The 16,801-nt window shown below is 71.4% G+C and carries 17 protein-coding genes; 12 read left to right on the top strand and 5 right to left on the bottom strand.

Translation table 11 applies throughout. The features are described 5' to 3' along the window. Nucleotides 1-157 precede the first annotated feature (157 nt). Both VGL30_RS07130 and cobS read left to right on the top strand, forming a co-directional pair. Nucleotides 158-811 (top strand): J domain-containing protein, encoded by a 654-nt coding sequence (locus VGL30_RS07130; RefSeq protein ID WP_331538276.1) that lies wholly within the window; start codon nucleotides 158-160, stop codon nucleotides 809-811. A 90-nt stretch (nucleotides 812-901) separates the two neighbouring features. Beyond that, nucleotides 902-1,903: a cobaltochelatase subunit CobS gene (gene cobS / locus VGL30_RS07135; protein ID WP_331538278.1), complete on the top strand. Its 1,002-nt coding sequence runs from the start codon at nucleotides 902-904 to the stop codon at nucleotides 1,901-1,903. 100 nt (nucleotides 1,904-2,003) lie between these two features. Here cobS and VGL30_RS07140 read toward each other — a convergent pair whose 3' ends face one another. Further along, nucleotides 2,004-2,183 (bottom strand): DUF1328 domain-containing protein, encoded by a 180-nt coding sequence (locus VGL30_RS07140; protein WP_331538280.1) that lies wholly within the window; start codon nucleotides 2,181-2,183, stop codon nucleotides 2,004-2,006. A gap of 122 nt (nucleotides 2,184-2,305) precedes the next feature. Between VGL30_RS07140 and cobT the strand changes: the two genes are divergently transcribed. From cobT to VGL30_RS07155, 3 genes are read left to right on the top strand one after another with little or no spacing between them, the layout of a single operon-like run. Beyond that, nucleotides 2,306-4,246, top strand: a complete 1,941-nt coding sequence (cobT, locus tag VGL30_RS07145) for a cobaltochelatase subunit CobT (protein WP_331538282.1) — start codon at nucleotides 2,306-2,308, stop codon at nucleotides 4,244-4,246. Then, nucleotides 4,246-5,214, top strand: coding sequence for an esterase-like activity of phytase family protein (locus VGL30_RS07150; RefSeq protein WP_331538309.1), 969 nt, complete (start codon nucleotides 4,246-4,248; stop codon nucleotides 5,212-5,214). The genes cobT and VGL30_RS07150 overlap by 1 nt, the downstream gene beginning before the upstream one ends. Nucleotides 5,215-5,227: 13 nt before the next feature. Beyond that, nucleotides 5,228-5,968, top strand: a complete 741-nt coding sequence (locus VGL30_RS07155) for a dienelactone hydrolase family protein (protein WP_331538285.1) — start codon at nucleotides 5,228-5,230, stop codon at nucleotides 5,966-5,968. 59 nt (nucleotides 5,969-6,027) lie between these two features. Here VGL30_RS07155 and rpmB read toward each other — a convergent pair whose 3' ends face one another. Further along, the gene (gene rpmB, locus VGL30_RS07160; RefSeq protein ID WP_331538287.1) at nucleotides 6,028-6,324 is read right to left on the bottom strand and encodes a 50S ribosomal protein L28; all 297 of its coding nucleotides are present in this window, start codon (nucleotides 6,322-6,324) and stop codon (nucleotides 6,028-6,030) included. 340 nt (nucleotides 6,325-6,664) lie between these two features. Here rpmB and VGL30_RS07165 point away from each other — a divergent pair, with 340 nt between their 5' ends. From VGL30_RS07165 to VGL30_RS07180, 4 genes are all read left to right on the top strand, one after another. After that, nucleotides 6,665-7,303: a TetR/AcrR family transcriptional regulator gene (locus tag VGL30_RS07165; RefSeq protein WP_331538289.1), complete on the top strand. Its 639-nt coding sequence runs from the start codon at nucleotides 6,665-6,667 to the stop codon at nucleotides 7,301-7,303. After that, complete coding sequence (locus VGL30_RS07170; RefSeq protein ID WP_331538291.1) at nucleotides 7,300-8,274, top strand: HlyD family secretion protein; 975 nt, start codon at nucleotides 7,300-7,302, stop codon at nucleotides 8,272-8,274. Before VGL30_RS07165 ends, VGL30_RS07170 begins: the two co-directional genes overlap by 4 nt. Then, nucleotides 8,271-9,188, top strand: coding sequence for an ABC transporter ATP-binding protein (locus tag VGL30_RS07175; RefSeq protein WP_331538293.1), 918 nt, complete (start codon nucleotides 8,271-8,273; stop codon nucleotides 9,186-9,188). The genes VGL30_RS07170 and VGL30_RS07175 overlap by 4 nt, the downstream gene beginning before the upstream one ends. Before the next feature lie 157 nt (nucleotides 9,189-9,345). Continuing rightward, nucleotides 9,346-10,479: an ABC transporter permease gene (locus VGL30_RS07180; protein ID WP_331538295.1), complete on the top strand. Its 1,134-nt coding sequence runs from the start codon at nucleotides 9,346-9,348 to the stop codon at nucleotides 10,477-10,479. A gap of 101 nt (nucleotides 10,480-10,580) precedes the next feature. Here the strand turns inward: VGL30_RS07180 and VGL30_RS07185 are convergent, their stop codons facing one another. From VGL30_RS07185 to VGL30_RS07195, 3 genes are all read right to left on the bottom strand, one after another. Beyond that, complete coding sequence (locus VGL30_RS07185) at nucleotides 10,581-11,345, bottom strand: hypothetical protein (protein ID WP_331538297.1); 765 nt, start codon at nucleotides 11,343-11,345, stop codon at nucleotides 10,581-10,583. 252 nt (nucleotides 11,346-11,597) lie between these two features. Then, nucleotides 11,598-12,233 (bottom strand): glutathione S-transferase family protein, encoded by a 636-nt coding sequence (locus tag VGL30_RS07190; RefSeq protein ID WP_331538299.1) that lies wholly within the window; start codon nucleotides 12,231-12,233, stop codon nucleotides 11,598-11,600. A 438-nt stretch (nucleotides 12,234-12,671) separates the two neighbouring features. Beyond that, nucleotides 12,672-12,884 (bottom strand): hypothetical protein, encoded by a 213-nt coding sequence (locus VGL30_RS07195; RefSeq protein ID WP_331538301.1) that lies wholly within the window; start codon nucleotides 12,882-12,884, stop codon nucleotides 12,672-12,674. A 206-nt stretch (nucleotides 12,885-13,090) separates the two neighbouring features. Here VGL30_RS07195 and VGL30_RS07200 point away from each other — a divergent pair, with 206 nt between their 5' ends. The 3 genes from VGL30_RS07200 (at nucleotide 13,091) to fdxA (ending at nucleotide 16,337) form a co-directional block, all read left to right on the top strand. Next, on the top strand, nucleotides 13,091-15,622 hold the full coding sequence (locus VGL30_RS07200) for a DEAD/DEAH box helicase (protein ID WP_331538303.1): 2,532 nt from the start codon (nucleotides 13,091-13,093) through the stop codon (nucleotides 15,620-15,622). Beyond that, entirely contained in the window at nucleotides 15,619-15,906 is a 288-nt protein-coding gene (locus VGL30_RS07205; protein WP_331538305.1) for an RNA-binding S4 domain-containing protein, read from the top strand. Before VGL30_RS07200 ends, VGL30_RS07205 begins: the two co-directional genes overlap by 4 nt. Before the next feature lie 92 nt (nucleotides 15,907-15,998). Beyond that, entirely contained in the window at nucleotides 15,999-16,337 is a 339-nt protein-coding gene (gene fdxA / locus VGL30_RS07210) for a ferredoxin FdxA (protein WP_331538307.1), read from the top strand. Nucleotides 16,338-16,801: the final 464 nt, after the last annotated feature.

Genomic DNA, 16,801 nt, shown 5'->3' on the forward strand with positions numbered 1-16,801 from the left:
CCGGAATGGCCGGCGTGGCGGGCGGACTCGTCCTCGATCTCCAGGCGGGAGGGCTGGAAGGCCTCGGTCAGCTTGTCGCGGATAGCATCGAATATGGCGCCCATCGGCGGGATCTTCAATTCTGGAAATGGGAGTCTGTGACCCCCATACTTGGCCCATGCCGGACGCGTTTCAATACAAGCCGAAGTTCCTGGACATCCGCGTGCGTCCCCCGAAGCCGGAGGAAGAGGCCGCCGCCCAGGACGTCAATGCGCTGAAGCCCGGCGAGCGGGCCTGCGACAATCCCGGCTGCCGGCTGGCCGCCACGGCGCGGGCGCCCAAGTCGCGCGAGCTCCCCGGCGAGCACTACTGGTTCTGCCTGCCGCACGCGGCGGAATACAACCGCAACTGGAACTTCTTCGCCGGCATGAGCGAGGGCGAGATCCGCCGGCGGCAAGAGGACGAGCTGTTCACCGGCGGGCGGCCCACCTGGGATTTCAAGGCCTCCGCCAACTCCCGCGAGAACGGCGCCTTCTATGCGCGGACCGGCCGGGGGCGGGCGGGCTTCCGCGACCCGTTCAACATGTTCGGCCACAACGCCGGCAAGGCTGTCTCCGAGCCCGCCGGCCGCAACCTGGGCAAGATCGAGCGCCACGCCCTGGCCGACCTCGACCTGGACGAGGCCGCCGAGCCGCCGGCGATCCGCACCCGCTACACCGAGCTGGTCAAGCGCTGCCATCCGGACGCCAACGGCGGCGACCGCTCGGCCGAGGACAAGCTGCAGCGGGTGATCCGCGCCTACCAGGCGCTGCGCAAGGCCGGAATGGCCTGAACCCGCCCGCCAGCAAAGTTCATGTCGTGCGGCGGGCGGCTTCAGAGAGCCGTTTGCATCGCCGCCAATACCTTGTAATCGAACCGCGCCATGACAGCTTTCGACATCACCGAAGACAAGCTCGCCGCCCTGGTCCCCGACAAAAAAGTCTCCGTGCGCGAGACCTTCGGGGTGGACTTCGACATGCAGGTGCCCGCGTTCTCGGACCACGACGCCCACGTCCCCGATCTCGACGCGGCGTACAAGTTCGACCCCGAGACCACCAAGGCGATCTGCGCCGGATTCGCCCATGACCGGCGGGTGATGGTCCAGGGCTACCACGGCACCGGCAAGTCGACCCACATCGAGCAGGTGGCCGCCCGGCTCAACTGGCCATTGGTGCGGGTGAACCTGGACAGCCACGTCAGCCGCATCGACCTGGTGGGCAAGGACGCCATCGTGCTGAAGGACGGCAAGCAGGTCACCGAGTTCCGCGAGGGCATGCTGCCCTGGGCGATCCAGCGGCCGATCGCTCTGGTGTTCGACGAGTACGACGCCGGCCGGCCGGACGTGATGTTCGTGATCCAGCGGGTGCTGGAGGCGCAGGGCAAGCTGACCCTGCTGGACCAGAACCGGGTGATCCGGCCCAACCCCTGGTTCCGCCTGTTCTCGACCACCAACACCATCGGCCTGGGCGACACCACGGGGCTTTACCACGGCACCCAGCAGATCAACCAGGGCCAGATGGACCGCTGGTCGATCGTCACCACGCTGAACTACCTGGCGCACGACGTGGAGGCCGAGATCGTGCTGGCCAAGGCGCCCGGCTACAACAGCGCCGAGGGCAAGCGCACCATCGCCGCGATGGTCCGGGTGGCCGACATGACCCGCAACGCCTTCATGAACGGCGACATCTCCACGGTGATGAGCCCGCGCACGGTGATCACCTGGGCGCAGAACGCCGAGATCTTCAACGGCGACATCGCGCTCGGATTCCGGATGACGTTCCTCAACAAGTGCGACGAGCTGGAGCGCGGCACGGTAGCCGAGTTCTTCCAGCGGGCGTTCGGCACGGACTTGCCGGAGAGCACGGCCCGTGTGCGGGTGGCCTAGCGGCGGACTGACACGTTCATGACATCGCCGGCCGCGCCCACAAGACGCGAACGCCCGCTCCGGAGAAGCGGGCGCGCCTTGGAAAGCTTGCCGGGACCGGCTAACCGCCGGTGATCTTGCGGCCCGCGAAGACGCCGAGGGCCAGGAACAGCAGGAAGCCGATCACGAAGATAAAGAACAAAAGCTTGGCGACACCGGCCGCCGCGCCGGCCACGCCGGTGAAGCCCAGGCCGCCCGCGATCAGGGCCACGACCGCGAAAATCAGCGCCCATTTCAACATGATGATCTCCCAATCGTCCCGTCCATCGGAACTCGCCCTGAAAACGTCGGCCTCCGCCGGGCGTTCCATTGCGGGACCGCCGGCGGTTTGCGCAGGCCCCCGGTTGGTCTAAGGACGAGGGCATGGCCAAAGCCCCCGAAAGCCCGCTGGAACCGTTCAAGCGCGCCCTGGCGAACGCCGCCCGCTCGCTGGCGGAATCCGACGACCTGGAGGTGGTGTTCTCGGGCGAGGGGCCGATGCTGGCCGGCCACCGGGCGGTGCTGCCCCACCCGCCCCGCGACCTGACCGCCATCGACGCGGCGCGGATCCGCGGGCTCGCCGACCAGATGGCGCTGCGCGTCGCCCACCACGACCCCACCGCCCACGCCCGGCTGCGGCCCAAGTCGCTGCAGGCCGCGCCGATCTACGACGCCATCGAGCAGGCGCGGATCGAGGCCATCGGCGCCAACGCCCTGGGCGGGGTGCGGCAGAACCTGAAGGCGGTGCTCGACCATGCCTATGCACGGCGGGCGTTCAACCCGCAGGAGGCGATGAACAACCCGCCGATGGCGGAGGTGCTGGCCCTGATGGCCCGCGAACGCCTGACCGGCGAGCCGCCGCCGCCGTCGGCCCGGCCGCTGGTGGAGCTGTTCCGCGGGGAGGTGGAGGCCAAGGCCGGGGCCGACCTCGACCGGCTGACCGAGGCCCTGGCCGACCAGAAGGCCTACGCCCGCATCGCCAAGGCGATCATCCGCGACCTGTCCATGGGCGACGAGTCCCTCGACGACCAGGACCAGCGCGACCCCGACGAGGAGCCCAGCGAGGAGGGCGCGGACCTGGCCGCCGAGGAGCAGGACGGCGACGGAGAAGGCGCCTCGCCCCAGCAGTCGGCCATGGACGAGAGCGAATCCACCCAGCGCGAGGCCGAGGACGCCGACGGCGAGATGATGCAGTCGGACGAGGACGGCGACGCCGAGGATTCCGACGAGCCCCCGGACATGGGCGACGGCGACCAGCCGGCGCGCCCGGACCCGAAGGGCGAGGCGAAGGTCCCGACCTACAAGGTGTTCACCAGCAGCCACGACGAGGTGGTGGCCGCCGAGGAGCTGTGCGACGCCGAGGAGCTTTCGCGGCTGCGCGCCTACCTCGACCAGCAGCTGGCCAGCCTGTCGAACGTGGTCTCGCGCCTGGCCAACCGGCTGCAGCGCAAACTGCTAGCCCAGCAGAACCGGTCGTGGAGCTTCGACCTGGAGGAGGGCGTCCTCGACGTGGCGCGGCTCACCCGGGTGATCACCGACCCCACCGCGCCGCTGTCCTTCAAGGAGGAGGAGGACACCGAGTTCCGCGACACGGTGGTGACCATCCTGATCGACAATTCCGGCTCCATGCGCGGCCGGCCGATCATGGTGGCGGCGGTGTGCGCCGACATCCTGGCCCGCACCCTGGAGCGCTGCGGGGTGAAGACCGAGATCCTGGGCTTCACCACCCGGGCCTGGAAGGGCGGGGCCAGCCGCGAGGACTGGCTGAAGGCCGGCAAGCCCGCCCAGCCCGGCCGGCTGAACGACCTGCGCCACATCATCTACAAGGCCGCCGACGCCCCCTGGCGCCGCGCCCGGCGCAACCTGGGCCTGATGATGCGCGAGGGCCTGCTGAAGGAGAACATCGACGGCGAGGCCCTGCTCTGGGCGCACCACCGACTGATCGGCCGGCCGGAGACGCGGCGGATCCTGATGGTGATCTCCGACGGGGCGCCGGTGGACGACTCGACCCTGTCGGTGAACTCCGGCCACTACCTGGAGCGCCACCTGCGCGACGTGATCGGCGAGATCGAGGCCAAGAGCCCGGTGCAGCTGATCGCCATCGGCATCGGCCACGACGTGGCCCGCTACTACCGCCGCGCGGTGACCATCGTCGATGTGGAGCAGCTGGCCGGGGCCATTGTCGAGCAGCTGGCCGAACTGTTCTCCGAGGAGCCGCGGTCCATCACCCGCGCCGCCGCGGCGGGCCTGCTGCAGCCGCCGCCCGGCGGGCTGGGCGGGCTGCGCCGCTCGACCTTCAAGGAAGTGCGCCGGGTGGTGGCGTGATGCGCCGCGGGCTGGCGGGGGCGTTCGCGGCCCTGTCGCTCGCCGCCTGCGCGGAGGCGCCCGCAATCCTGCCGCAGGCGCCCGTGCCCGCGGGGCCCGGGGTCGTCGTCAAGGCCGAGCCCGTGCCCCTGAACGCGGCGGATCCGACCCAGGACCGCGTCGGCGCCTTCGCCTACGCCGGCGGCCTGAACCTCACCTCCGACCAGACCTCGCGCCTGCATGGGCTGTCGGACCTGAAGATCGGTACCGACGGCCGACTGGTCAGCGAGGGCGACGAAGGCGACCTGCTGCGCGCGCGCCTGGTGCTCGACGCGGGCGGCCGGCCGATCGGCCTGGCGGACGCCACGCTGTCGCCGCTCACCGGCCTGGACGGCCAGCCGCTGCAGGGCAAGGCCGAGAGCGACGCCGAGGGCGTGGCCGTGGCGCCGAACGGCGACCTGCTGGTCAGCTTCGAGCGCCATCACCGCATCTGGCTCTACCCGGCCGCCGGCGGCCCGCCGCGCGCGGTCCCCATGCCGGGCGAGGCCTTTCCCGACAACGACGGGATGGAGGCCCTGGCGATGCTGCCCGCCGCAGGTCCCGACGCCTACGTCGTGGGGGCGGAGGACACCGGCCACACCTGGGTGTGCCGCATCTCGGGCGGCTGCCGGGCGGGCTATACGGTGGAGGTTCCCCAGGGCTTCGGCCTGGTGGCCGCGGCGCCGCTGGACGGCGGACGCATCGCCTGGCTGCTGCGCGACTGGAACCCGCTGACCGGCAACCACGTGATCCTGCGCATCCTCGACGCCCAGGGCGGCGAAATCGACCGCATGACCCTGGCCCGGCCGCAGACCGTGGACAATTTCGAGGGCCTCGCCGCCCTGCTCCGCCCCAACGGGTCGATCCGGTTCTACATGATCTCCGACGACAACTTCACCACGACGGAGCGTACGCTGCTGCTGGCGTTCGACTGGACGCCGAAGCCTTGAAAGGGAGGACCCCATGAGCCGCCAGGACATCCAAATCCCCACCCGCGACGGCGACGTGCGCGCCTTCGCCTTCACCCCCGGCCAGGGGACCGGGCCGTGGCCGGCGGTGCTGTTCTTCATGGACGGGATCGGCATCCGCCCGGCGCTGTTCGAGATGGCCGAGCGGCTGGCGTCGCACGGCTACTACGTGCTGCTGCCCGACATGTTCTGGCGCTTCGGCCCTTATGCGCCCGTCGACATGACGGTCGGCGACGCGGCCACGCGCTGGGAGCTGCTCGGCCCGCGGATCGCCACGACCGATCCGGAGAAATCGACCGTCGACACCGGCGCGTTCCTGAAATTCCTCTCCGGGCAGCCGCAGGTGAAGGGGCCGAAGGTCGGGACGATCGGCTATTGCATGGGCGGGGCCATGTCGCTGCGCGCCGCGGCGATGTTCCCGGACCGGGTGGCGGCGGCGGCCTCATTCCACGGCGGCAACCTGGCGAACGAGGCCGACACCAGCCCCCACCTGCTGGCGCCGCGGATCAAGGCTAAAGTGCTGGTCGCCGCCGCCGACAAGGACCCCTCGTTTCCCGAGGAGCAGTACGTGCGGCTGGACCAGGCGTTCAAAGCGGCCGGCGTCGACGCCGACATGAAGGTCTACGAGGGCGCGCTGCACGGCTACGCGCCGCCCGACACGGCCGCTTATGACCGCGAGGCCTCCGAGCGGCACTGGCGCGAGATGCTGGCGCTGTTCGCCGGGACGCTGAAGTAGCCGCAACGAAAAGGCCGCCCCGGAGGGGCGGCCTTTGCAGTTCCGGGAAAGAGCCGGCCTCAGGCGGCGGGCTGGGCCGCCAGCCTGGCCTTGACCTGGCGCTTGATCTTGCGGGCGCGCAGCGAAAGCTGGTCGTCGCTGGCCTTCAGCAGGAAGGCGTCGAGGCCGCCGCGGAAGTCGATGGTGCGCAGAGCGGCGTTGGTGATCCGCAGCCGGTAGCTCTGCCCCAACGATTCCGACATCAGCGTGGCGGGCGACAGCGCCGGCAGGAAGCGGCGCTTGGTCTTGATGTTCGAGTGGCTCACGTTGTGGCCGACCATCGGGCCGATTCCGGTGAGATCGCAGCGGCGCGACATGGGAAAACCTTCGCGTGGAGACGGACGCGGCGGGCCTGACCCGCGCGGGGAGCCGGCGATATAGAGGAAGCGGTCGTCAGCCGTCAACCCACGCCGGCGGCGGCCGCGGCGGCCATGCCGGGGTGATTGTGGTCAAGCTCGGCTCGGCTACTATACCTAGCGGTGAACAAACGCCGAATCAGCCATGGTCGCTGATTCGGTCCTGCTTTGTTGCGCCGGTGTTCCCAACCTCTTTCTCATCTCGTTCGTACGTCCTGGCGTCCGCGTCGCCGGGCGCTTGCGGAAGCTTGCGGCCAAGCGCATAAATGACCGTCTGGTCAGTTATTAGAGGGGCCCGCGCATGCCTGCTGACGGCGCGCCGAAGTTCCGGCGCCGCAAGGCCGAGCGGCCGGCGGAGATCCTGGCCGCGGCGATGGCCGTGTTCGCCGAGCGCGGCTTCGCCGGCGCGCGGCTGGAGGACGTGGCGGCGCGGGCCGGCGTGTCAAAGGGGGCGATCTATCTCTACTTCGCCACCAAGGAGGAGGTGTTCCGCGCCGTGGTGGACCAGTCGCTGGCCCCCGACATCGAGGCGGTGAAGGCGATGGCGGCCGCCCACCAGGGCCCGTTCCCCGACCTGCTGCGCCTGCTGGTCGGCCGCATGGTGGGACTGGTCGCGCACACGCCGGTGGGCGGGGTGGCGAAGATGGTGATCGGCGAGGCGCGCAACTTCCCGGAGCTGGCGCGGGTCTGGCACGACCGGCTGGTCTCGCAGGCGGTGGAAGCCCTGACCCTGGCGGTGGCCGCCGCCCAGGCCCGCGGCGAGGTGCGGGCGGGCGATCCGCGGCTGTTCGCCCTGCAGATCGTGGCCCCCCTGCTGATCGGGGTGATCTGGCGCGAGACCTTCACCCCCATCGGCGCCCCGGACGTCGACATCGAGGCCCTGGCCGCCCAGCACCTCGACACCCTGCTGGACGGCCTCATGCTCAGGAAAGCCGCATGACCCCGCAACGCCTGCTGGTCGTGGGCCTCACGGCCGGCGCCGTCGTCCTGGCGGCCGTGCTGCTGATCGCGCCGCGCATGGGCCGGACCGCCATGCTGTCCGGCTATGTGGAGGGCGAGCCGCTGTACCTGGCGGCGCCGGTCTCCGGCACTGTGACCGCCATGCGCGTCGCCCGCGGCGACCGGGTGAGGGCCGGCCAGCCGCTGTTCGTGGTCGACCCGCGCCAGCTCGCCGCCCAGCGCGACCAGCTCGCCGCCGACCTGGCCGCCGCCGAGGCCCAGGCGCAGGACGTGCGCAAGGGCCAGCGCCCGGTGGAGCTGGCCGTCTACGACGCCAACGCCGCCGCCGCCGAGGCCCGCGCCCGCGACGCGAGCGCCATCCTGCGCCGCACCGAGCCGCTGGTGCGCAAGGGGATCTATGCGCCCGCCCGGCTCGACGACGCCCGCTCCGCCGCCCAGGCCGCCCAGGCGCAGGTGACGGCGGCCAGGCGCCAGCGCGACGCCGCGGCCCTGGGCTCGCGGGAGGACCAGATCCGCGCCACCGACGCCCGGGTCCGCCAGGCCCAGGCGACGCTGGCCGCCGCCAGCGCCCGCCTGAGCGACGTGGCGCCCGCCGCGCCTTCGGCCGCCCGGGTGGAGGACGTCTTCTACCAGGCCGGCGAATGGGCCAGCGCCAACCAGCCGGTGCTGGCGCTGCTGCCGGACGACCGGGTCAAGCTGCGCTTCTTCGTGCCGGAGACGGCGGTCGCCCGCTACCGGCCGGGCGGGACGGTGCGCTTCGCCTGCGACGGCTGCGCCGCCGGCCTGACGGCCAGGATCACCTACGTCAGCCCCCGGCCGGAATTCACCCCGCCGGTGATCTATTCCCGCGAAGCCCGCGACCGGCTGGTCTACCTGGTGGAGGCCCTCCCCAGCGCGCTGCTCAATCCCGGCCAGCCGGTGGACGTGACGCCGCTGGGGGCCGTCCGGTGACGCCGGCCATCGACGTCTCCGGCCTCAACAAGAGCTTCGCCGGCAAGCACGTCGTGCAGGACCTGTCGATCCAGGTGGCGGAGGGCCGCATCTGCGGCTTCCTGGGCCCCAACGGCTCGGGCAAGACCACCACGCTGCGCATGCTCTGCGGCCTGCTGACCCCGGACTCCGGGGCGGGCTCCTGCCTGGGCTACGACATCATCCGCCAGGCGGGCGAGATCAAGCTGCGCACCGGCTACATGACCCAGAGGTTCTCGCTGTACGAGGACCTGACCCTGCGGGAGAACCTGCAGTTCATGGCCCGGGTGCACGGCCTGGACCATAGAGACCGGCGGGTGAGCGAAACCCTGGAGCGGCTGGGCCTCTCGGCGCGGCGCGACCAGCTGGCCGGCTCGCTTTCCGGCGGCTGGAAGCAGCGGCTGGCCCTGGCCGCCGCCACCCTGCACGAGCCGCGCCTGCTGTTGCTCGACGAGCCCACCGCCGGCGTCGACCCCAAGGCGCGGCGCACCTTCTGGGACGAGATCCATGCGCTGTCCGCCCAGGGCCTGACCGTGCTGGTCTCCACCCACTACATGGACGAGGCCGAGCGCTGCCACGAGATCGCCTACATCAGCTACGGCAGGCTGATCGCCCGCGGCACGGCCGAGGAGGTGGTCGCAGGCTCGAACCTGATCACCTTCCGCGGCGAGGGGCCGGGGATCGACCGTCTGGCCGGCGAGGTGGCCCGGCGGCCGGGCGTGCTCACCGCCGCCCCGTTCGGCGCGGCCCTGCACGTCAGCGGCACGGACCGGGCGGCGCTGGAGGCGGCCATCGCCCCCTGGCGGTGTGACGCGTACCGCTGGACCGAGGTCGCCCCCACCCTGGAGGACGTGTTCATCCAGCTGATGAGCGGCGCGCAGGACAACTACCAATGAGCGCTCCGACGCCGCCTTTCCTCCCCTGTTCCGCAGAGGGCGTGACGGAGGGGGCGGCCAACGCGCGTGAGAACCCGCGCCCCCTCCACCACCGGCTCTTCGGCCGGTGGTCCCCCTCCCCCGTCCTCCTCGGGGCGTGGGAGGAAAGAGACGTCCCATGAGCGGCTTTTCCGCCACCCGGGTGATGGCCGTGCTGGTCAAGGAATTCAAGCAGCTGGCCCGCGACCGGCTGACCTACGCCATGATCCTGGCCATGCCGGTCCTGCAGCTGCTGCTGTTCGGCTATGCGATCAACTCCGAGCCCCGGCGGCTGCCGACCGCCCTGCTGGTGCAGGAGGATTCGGTGTTCGCCCGCTCGATCACCGCCGCCCTGAAGAACAGCGCCTATTTCGACCTCGCCCTGCAGGCGCGCAGCCCCGCCGAGCTCGACGCCCTGGTCCGGCGCGGCGACGTGCAGTTCGCCGTCACCATCCCCGACGACTTCACCCGCCGGGTAGTCCGCGGCGACAACGCCCAGATCCTGGTGGAGGCCGACGCCACCGACCCCTCGGCCACCAGCGGCGCGGCCGCGGCCCTGGCCGCCCTGCCCCGGCAGGCCCTGGCGCACGACCTGAAGGGGGCGCTGGCGCCGCGCGGCCAGGCCGCGCCGCCGTTCGAGGTGGTGGTGCACAGCCGCTACAATCCCGAGGCGGTCACCGCCTTCAACATCGTGCCAGGCCTGCTGGGGGTGATCCTCTCCATGACCCTGGTGATGATGACCTCGCTCAGCGTCACCCGCGAGACCGAGCGGGGCACCATGGAGAGCCTGCTGGCCACCCCGGTCGAGCCGATCGAGGTGATGGCCGGCAAGCTCGCGCCCTATGTGGCGGTGGGGCTGATCCAGACGGTGCTGATCCTGATCATGGCCAGGCTGCTGTTCGGCGTGCCGATGGCGGGCGGCTGGGCGGGGCTGTCGCTGGGGGTGGCCCTGTTCATCGTGGGCTCGCTGGCCCTGGGCTTCCTGATCTCCACCGCCGCCCGCTCGCAGTTGCAGGCCATGCAGATGAGCATGTTCTACATCATGCCCTCGATCCTGCTGTCGGGCTTCATGTTCCCGTTCCGCGGCATGCCGGCCTGGGCCCAGGCGCTGGGCGAGGTCATCCCCGTCACCCACTTCCTGCGGATCGTGCGCGGGGCGCTGCTGAAGGGCCAGAGCCTGGGGGACATGTGGCGCGAGCTGACGGCGCTGGCGGCCTTCGTCTGCGTGGTCACGGCGCTGGCCATGGCGCGGTACCGGCGGACGCTGGACTGAGGCGGACAAGCGTAGACAACCCTTAAGGCGGTTAGCGGTTTTCGGGGTGGAAACAGCGGTTCGAGCGCCCCCTTCCCCTCTCCCGGGGAGGTCGGGAGAATTCAGTCCCAGTCCCCTTCTCCCAGGCTCCTGGTCGCAAGCTCGGGGTTGTGGCGGGCCGTGTAGCTGTCGGGGCCCTCGCGGCGGATGCGGTCCATGACCTCCGTCGGCGGGGCGGGATCGCCGCGGGGAGCGAGGCGGGCGGCGTGCCAGCGCAGGGTCTGGATCTGCAGGCGGGCGACGCCGACGGTCTCGGGCGTGGCGTCGCGGGCGATGGTCCAGGCGAGGTCGAGCTTGAGCCCCGCCTGCAGCTCGCGCGCCAAGCCGACCATATAAGCAAAGGCCGGGTCGCGCCGCATCCAGGCGTAGACGGTGACGTAGCTGGGCATGTGCGCCTCGCGGCAGATCTCCATCAACGGCTCGCCGTGGGCCAGCCGGCGGCAGATCAGCTCGGCCATCTCCTCGGAGTAGGTGGAGGGCGGGCCGGAGGGGGCGCGGCCAGCTTCGACGAGGCGCGCCAGCCGCTTCTTCAGCTTGCCGGCCTGGACGCGGCGCTCGCGCCGCCAGGCCTTGCGCTGGGCGCGGGCCTTGGCCTCGGCGAACTCGGGGTGCAGGCCGGCCCACTTGTGGACCGTGGGCGGGGCGGGCATGGCCGGGTCGCGGCAGATGACGGCGAGGGACTCGCCGTCCGCCAGCCGGCGGCAGATCTCGGCGCCCACGGCTTCGGTGTAGCGGCTCTCGCCCCAGGCGAAGCCTTCGCCGGTGCGGAAGGGGGGTGCATCCGGCGCCGCCGCTTGATCGGGGTCGGGTCCGAAGTCCGGGACCATCGCCTGTCTCCCTGGGGACGTCCGGCGAGCGCGCCGGACAGCGCGACCCTAGCGCGAGGGGCGCAGGTTGACAAGAACAAATAGTGAACATACTGGCGGACAGCGGCGAGGCATCGGGAAGAAGCGCCGCCAAATTTGGAATGGACTGCACGCCGAAAGTCGTGCGTGTTCCCTTCCCTTCTGAGAGACCCTTTATCCGACCAGCTCCGCAGGCCACCTTCTCCCGCAAGGGGAGAAGGGGCGCTACGCGGTTCAGGCGCCCTGCCGGAAATCCCCCATCTGCGCATCCAGGGCCCGCTTGAAAGCGGGGCGGGCGGTGCAGCGGTCGACGTAGGGGGCCAGGCTGGTGTCGGCGGCCAGGTCCGGCAGGATGCGCAGCACGGTGGCCATCATCAGGTCGCCGGCGGTGAAGCGCTCGCCGTCGAGGCAGGGCTTGTCGCCCAGCGCCTTGGCCAGCGACGACAGCCGGTGGCGCGCGAAGTCGACCGCGCCCGGGCGGCGCAGCCTGGCCCATTCCTGGTCGGCGTAGAACAGGTCGATGGCGGCGACGTTCATGATGTGCGGCTCGACGGAATTGAGCGCCGCGATCAGCCACTGCGTAGCGCGGCTGCGCGCGCCCTCGTCCATCGGCAGCAGGGTCTCAGTGCGCTGGCCGATATGCAGCACGATGGCGCCGCTCTCGAACAGCACGTGGCCGTCCTCCTCGAAGATCGGCACCTGGCCGAACGGCTGCAGGGCGCGGTACTCGGGCTTGTCCTGGTCGCCCTGTTCGAGCAGGCGGGTGCGGTAGGGAAGGCCGGCCTCCTCCAGCGCCCAGCGCACGCGCAGGTCGCGCACCTGGCCCTGGGCGAACGGGGGAACCCAGCGGAAAGCGGAAACGGTGATCATGCGGTTTGCTCCTCTGTGACCCTGGCGATCACCCGGCCGAAGGCTCGGCCAGGCCGCCGCTCCGTCCGAGGACGAACGACGGGCCGGCGTTGCGACATCACAGGCGCACGATTTTGCGAAGGCGGCGAGGCGGCGCGCCGTCCGGACGCGCCGGCCAGGGCACGATGATTTCAGGCGGAATCGCCCGCTCAAAACCCGCTCGCCCCGGCCACTAGGTCCGGCCGGCGGCCGGCCCGAGGACGAACTCCGAGGGCGTGACGGTGGGGGCGAGCCGACGCACTGCGCCAAGTCCGCGCCCCCTCCGCCACCGGCTCTCCGGCCGGTGGTCCCCCGTCCTCTTCGGGACAGGGGAGGAAAAGGCGACGTCGCCCTTAAGTTTAGCGCCTACGGGCCTTCGCCGGGAGGAGCGGAGGCGGATCAACCCAATTTCAACCCGCTTTAGGCGATGACGCCTCTCCAACGGAAGCTGTCCAGGGACCTGACCTGCACCGGCGGATGGCGTTCGTCGCGCAGCGAGATCATGCCGTCGGACACCGCCGTCACCTGGTAGATCGGCATGCCGCCCGCATCGACCGACAGCAGGTCGCCGACCTTCACCGGACCGGGCGCGTATTCCGCGAGAACCCAATCGATGGCGCGAAAGCTGGCCATGACGTCACCTCATCCAGGTTCACCGCCCCGACGGACGGATCGAGAGCCAGTCTGAGGCCTGGGTCCTGAGGGGAACCTGAGCCGGAAAGTCAGCCGCCGTTCAGCTGACGGATGGCCGCACCGGCCGCGACAAATCAACTCGCCCGCCCCCGGCGGGGCCGGGGACGCCGCTTGCCGCGCCCCGATTCTGACCCCACCTTGGAGTCATGAGCGACCGCCCGTCCGGCGCGGCCCCTCCCCGCCTGGTGGCGGTGCTGGGACCAACGAACACCGGTAAGACGCACCTCGCAGTGGAGCGGATGCTGGGCCACGCCTCCGGCATGATCGGCCTGCCCCTGCGGCTGCTGGCCCGGGAGATCTACGACCGCATCGTCAAGGCCAGAGGCCCGCGGGCCGTGGCGCTGATCACCGGCGAGGAGAAGATCGTCCCGCCGCGGCCGCACTATTACGTCTGCACCGTCGAGGCCATGCCGCTGTCGCGCCAGGTGGAGTTCCTGGCGGTGGACGAGATCCAGCTCTGCGGCGACCCGGAGCGGGGCCACGTCTTCACCCACCGCCTGCTGCACGCGCGGGGGACGGCGGAGACCATGCTGCTGGGCGCCGGGACCATGGCCCCGCTGGTCCGCCGGCTGCTGCCGCACGCCGAGATCGTCTCGCGGGAGCGGTTCTCCACCCTGACCTATACCGGGCCCGGGAAACTCACCCGCCTGCCGCGGCGCAGCGCCGTGGTCGCCTTCTCCGCCGACCAGGTCTACGCCATCGCCGAGCTGATCCGCCGCCAGCGGGGCGGGGCGGCGGTGGTGATGGGCTCGCTCAGCCCACGCACCCGCAACGCCCAGGTGGCGCTCTACCAGTCCGGCGAGGTGGACTTCCTGGTGGCCACCGACGCCATCGGCATGGGCCTGAACATGGACGTCGACCACGTGGCCTTCGCGGGCCTGCGCAAGTTCGACGGCCGGCGGACCCGCTGGCTGCGGCCCCAGGAGATCGGCCAGATCGCCGGGCGCGCCGGGCGCTACCGCACCGACGGGACCTTCGGCGTCACCGGCGAGTGCGAGGACATCGATCCCGACCTCGTGGAGGCCGTCGAGACGCACAGCTTCGAGCCGGTGGAGGCGGCGGAGTGGCGCAACCCGCGGCCCGACTTCGGCTCGCTGCACCTCTTGATGCGCTCGCTCTCCACCGCGCCGGACCGGGCGGGCCTGACGCTGTCCGCCGAAAGCCTGGACGAGCAGACGCTGCGGGCGCTGGCGGCGGTCCCGGAGGTCGCCGGGCGCTGCCGTGACCGCTCGGCCCTGTTCCGGCTATGGGACGTCTGCCAGACGCCGGACTTCCGCAAGACCGGCGCCGACGACCACATCCGGCTGATCCGCGAATTCTTCGAGGCCCTCACCGGCCGCAGCGGCCGGGTGCCGGAGGACTGGATCGCCCGGCAATACGCCCACCTCGACCGCACCGACGGCGACATCGACGCGCTCTCGGCCCGGCTGGCCAGCGTGCGGACCCTGGCCTATGTGGCCAACCGCCCCGACTGGCTGGCCGACCCCGCCGGCTGGCAGGAGCGCACGCGGGCGCTGGAAGACCGGCTCTCCGACACCCTGCACGAAAAGCTGATGGCCCGCTTCGTCGACCGGCGCACCAGCGCGCTGATGCGCGGCCTGCAGGTGCGGGCCGACATGCTGGCCGGCGTGGCGGCGGACGGCACGGTGACGGTGGAGGGCCACTACGTCGGCCGGCTGCAGGGCGCGCGCTTCGAGGCCGCCCGCGGCGCGTCCCCGCTGGAGGAGAAGGCCCTGCGCGCCACGGCGGAAGCCGCCGTCGGCCCGGAGATCGCCAGGCGGCTGGGCCAGATGGCCGGCGAGCCGGACGAGGCCTTCGCGCTCGCCCCCGACGCGACGATCCTGTGGCGCGGCGAGGCGGCGGGGGCCCTGGCCGGCGGCAGGCCGTTCGCACCCAGGGTGCGGCTGTTCGGCGAGCTGGGCCCGGCGGTGGCGCGCGAACGCGCCGCCCGGCGGCTGGAGGCCTTCGTCGCGGCGGAGGCGGGCCGCAGGCTTCGGGCGCTGCGCCGGCTGGAGGCGGCGGTGGCCGACGGGCGGCTGAAGGGCCTGGCGCGCGGCGTCGCCTTCCGGCTGCTGGAAGCCGGCGGAGTGATCGACCGGGCGCAGGTGCGCGACGACGCCAAGGCGCTGAGCCAGGTGGAGCGCCGGGCGCTGAAGGCGCTGGGCGTGCGGCTGGGCGCCTACAGCCTGTATCTTCCCGCGCTGCTGGAGCCTGCGGCGGCCGGTCTGCTGCAGGCCTTCGCCGCGCCCATGGCCGCGGGCCTGAGGCCGACCGGCGTCCCCATCCCGCTGCCGGATCCCGCGCCCGCGCCGGCGGCGCTGGCCGCCTACGGCCTGCGCCGGGTCGGGCGCCTCGCCGCGCCGGTGGAGCAGCTCGAGCGGCTGGACGAATTGCTGCGCGCCGCCCCGCGGCAGGGGGGCGGCGTGGCGCTCTCCGACCAGGCGCACGAAGCGCTGGGCTGGGACGCGGCCACGGCCGAGGCGGTGCTGCGCGGCCTGGGCTTCCTGCCCGCCGGCCGCGGCGAGGCTCCGCGGGCCTGGCGCCGCGGACGGACGGCGACGGCGGCGGGGCCGGCCGGTCCCTCCCCCGCCTCGCCGTTCGCGGCCCTGGCGGCGCTGAAGGGCCGGCCCGCGCCCGCGCGGCGCAAGCGGAGGCGGCGCAGGGCGGCGCCGGCGTGAGCGAGCCCGCAGACACCTGCCGCGCCGACGTCTGGCTGTGGCGCGCCCGGTTGTTCAAGACCCGCACTCTGGCCGCCAGGGTCTGCGAGGACGGCCGGGTGCGCCTGACCCGCGCGGGCGTGGAGAGCCGGCTGGACAAGCCCGCGCGGACGGTGCGGATCGGCGACCAGCTGGTGTTCGCCTCGGGCGGCCGGCTCACCGCCGTGCGCGTCGAGGCGCTGGGCGAGCGGCGCGGACCGCCGGCGGAGGCGCGCGGCCTCTATTCGTCCTTGCAGACATCCTGAGCCGCGCCAAAGTGCTGCGCATTGACAAGCCGCGCCCGCGACGTGAAAAACCCGCGCCCCCCCGCGGGGCGTGTCCGGAGCCTAACCCTTCGATGACCTACATCGTCACCGACGCCTGCATCCGCTGCAAGTTCATGGACTGCGTCGAAGTCTGCCCGGTGGACTGCTTCTACGAAGGCGAAAACATGCTGGTAATCAGCCCCGACGAATGCATCGACTGCGGCGTTTGCGAGCCGGAATGTCCACCGGAAGCCATCAAGGCCGATACCGAATCCGGCCTGGAGAAGTGGCTGTCGGTGAACGCCGAATATGCCAAGAGCTGGCCCAATATCGCCCAAAAGGGCGAAGCTCCGGCGGACGCCAAGGAAATGCAGGGCGTGCCGGACAAGTTCGAGAAGTTCTTCAGCCCCAACCCAGGTTCAGGCTCCTAGGCGTCCGCCGTTATTGGATGGTCGCGGCGTCGCTACGCTGTTGCTAGCGACCCTTCGCTGCGCTCGGCTGGCCGTCGCTCCGCGGACGCCAAGGAGCCCGAATGCGGGTTCCGGTTCCTAACCTTTCACAGCACCGCTTGGCGCCTGGCGACCCTGCGTTCTACGCGGGGTGTGGTCTGCGTACGGAACAACCGTCACAAATGCTTGAATTGGCTGCCCTTTCCGGGAAGATTTGAATAAACGCCGCCAAATCAATGGGATGGCACTGTTTTTCCTTCCATTTTCGCCTTTCCTGTGATAGGGTCTTTTTCGTTCAGCAACGTGACGAATGCGTGCCATCCGGCGCCCCACCGGTGGATCACCCCATGCTTTGTCCGCACAGGAAAAGAAAATGACCGCCCTCAAGCCCCCTCCCGCCAAGATTGCCGTACCCGCCGCTCCGGCCAAGAAGATTCCCGCCAACT

The organism is Phenylobacterium sp., from assembly GCF_036502675.1.
Classification (GTDB): Bacteria; Pseudomonadota; Alphaproteobacteria; order Caulobacterales; family Caulobacteraceae; genus Phenylobacterium.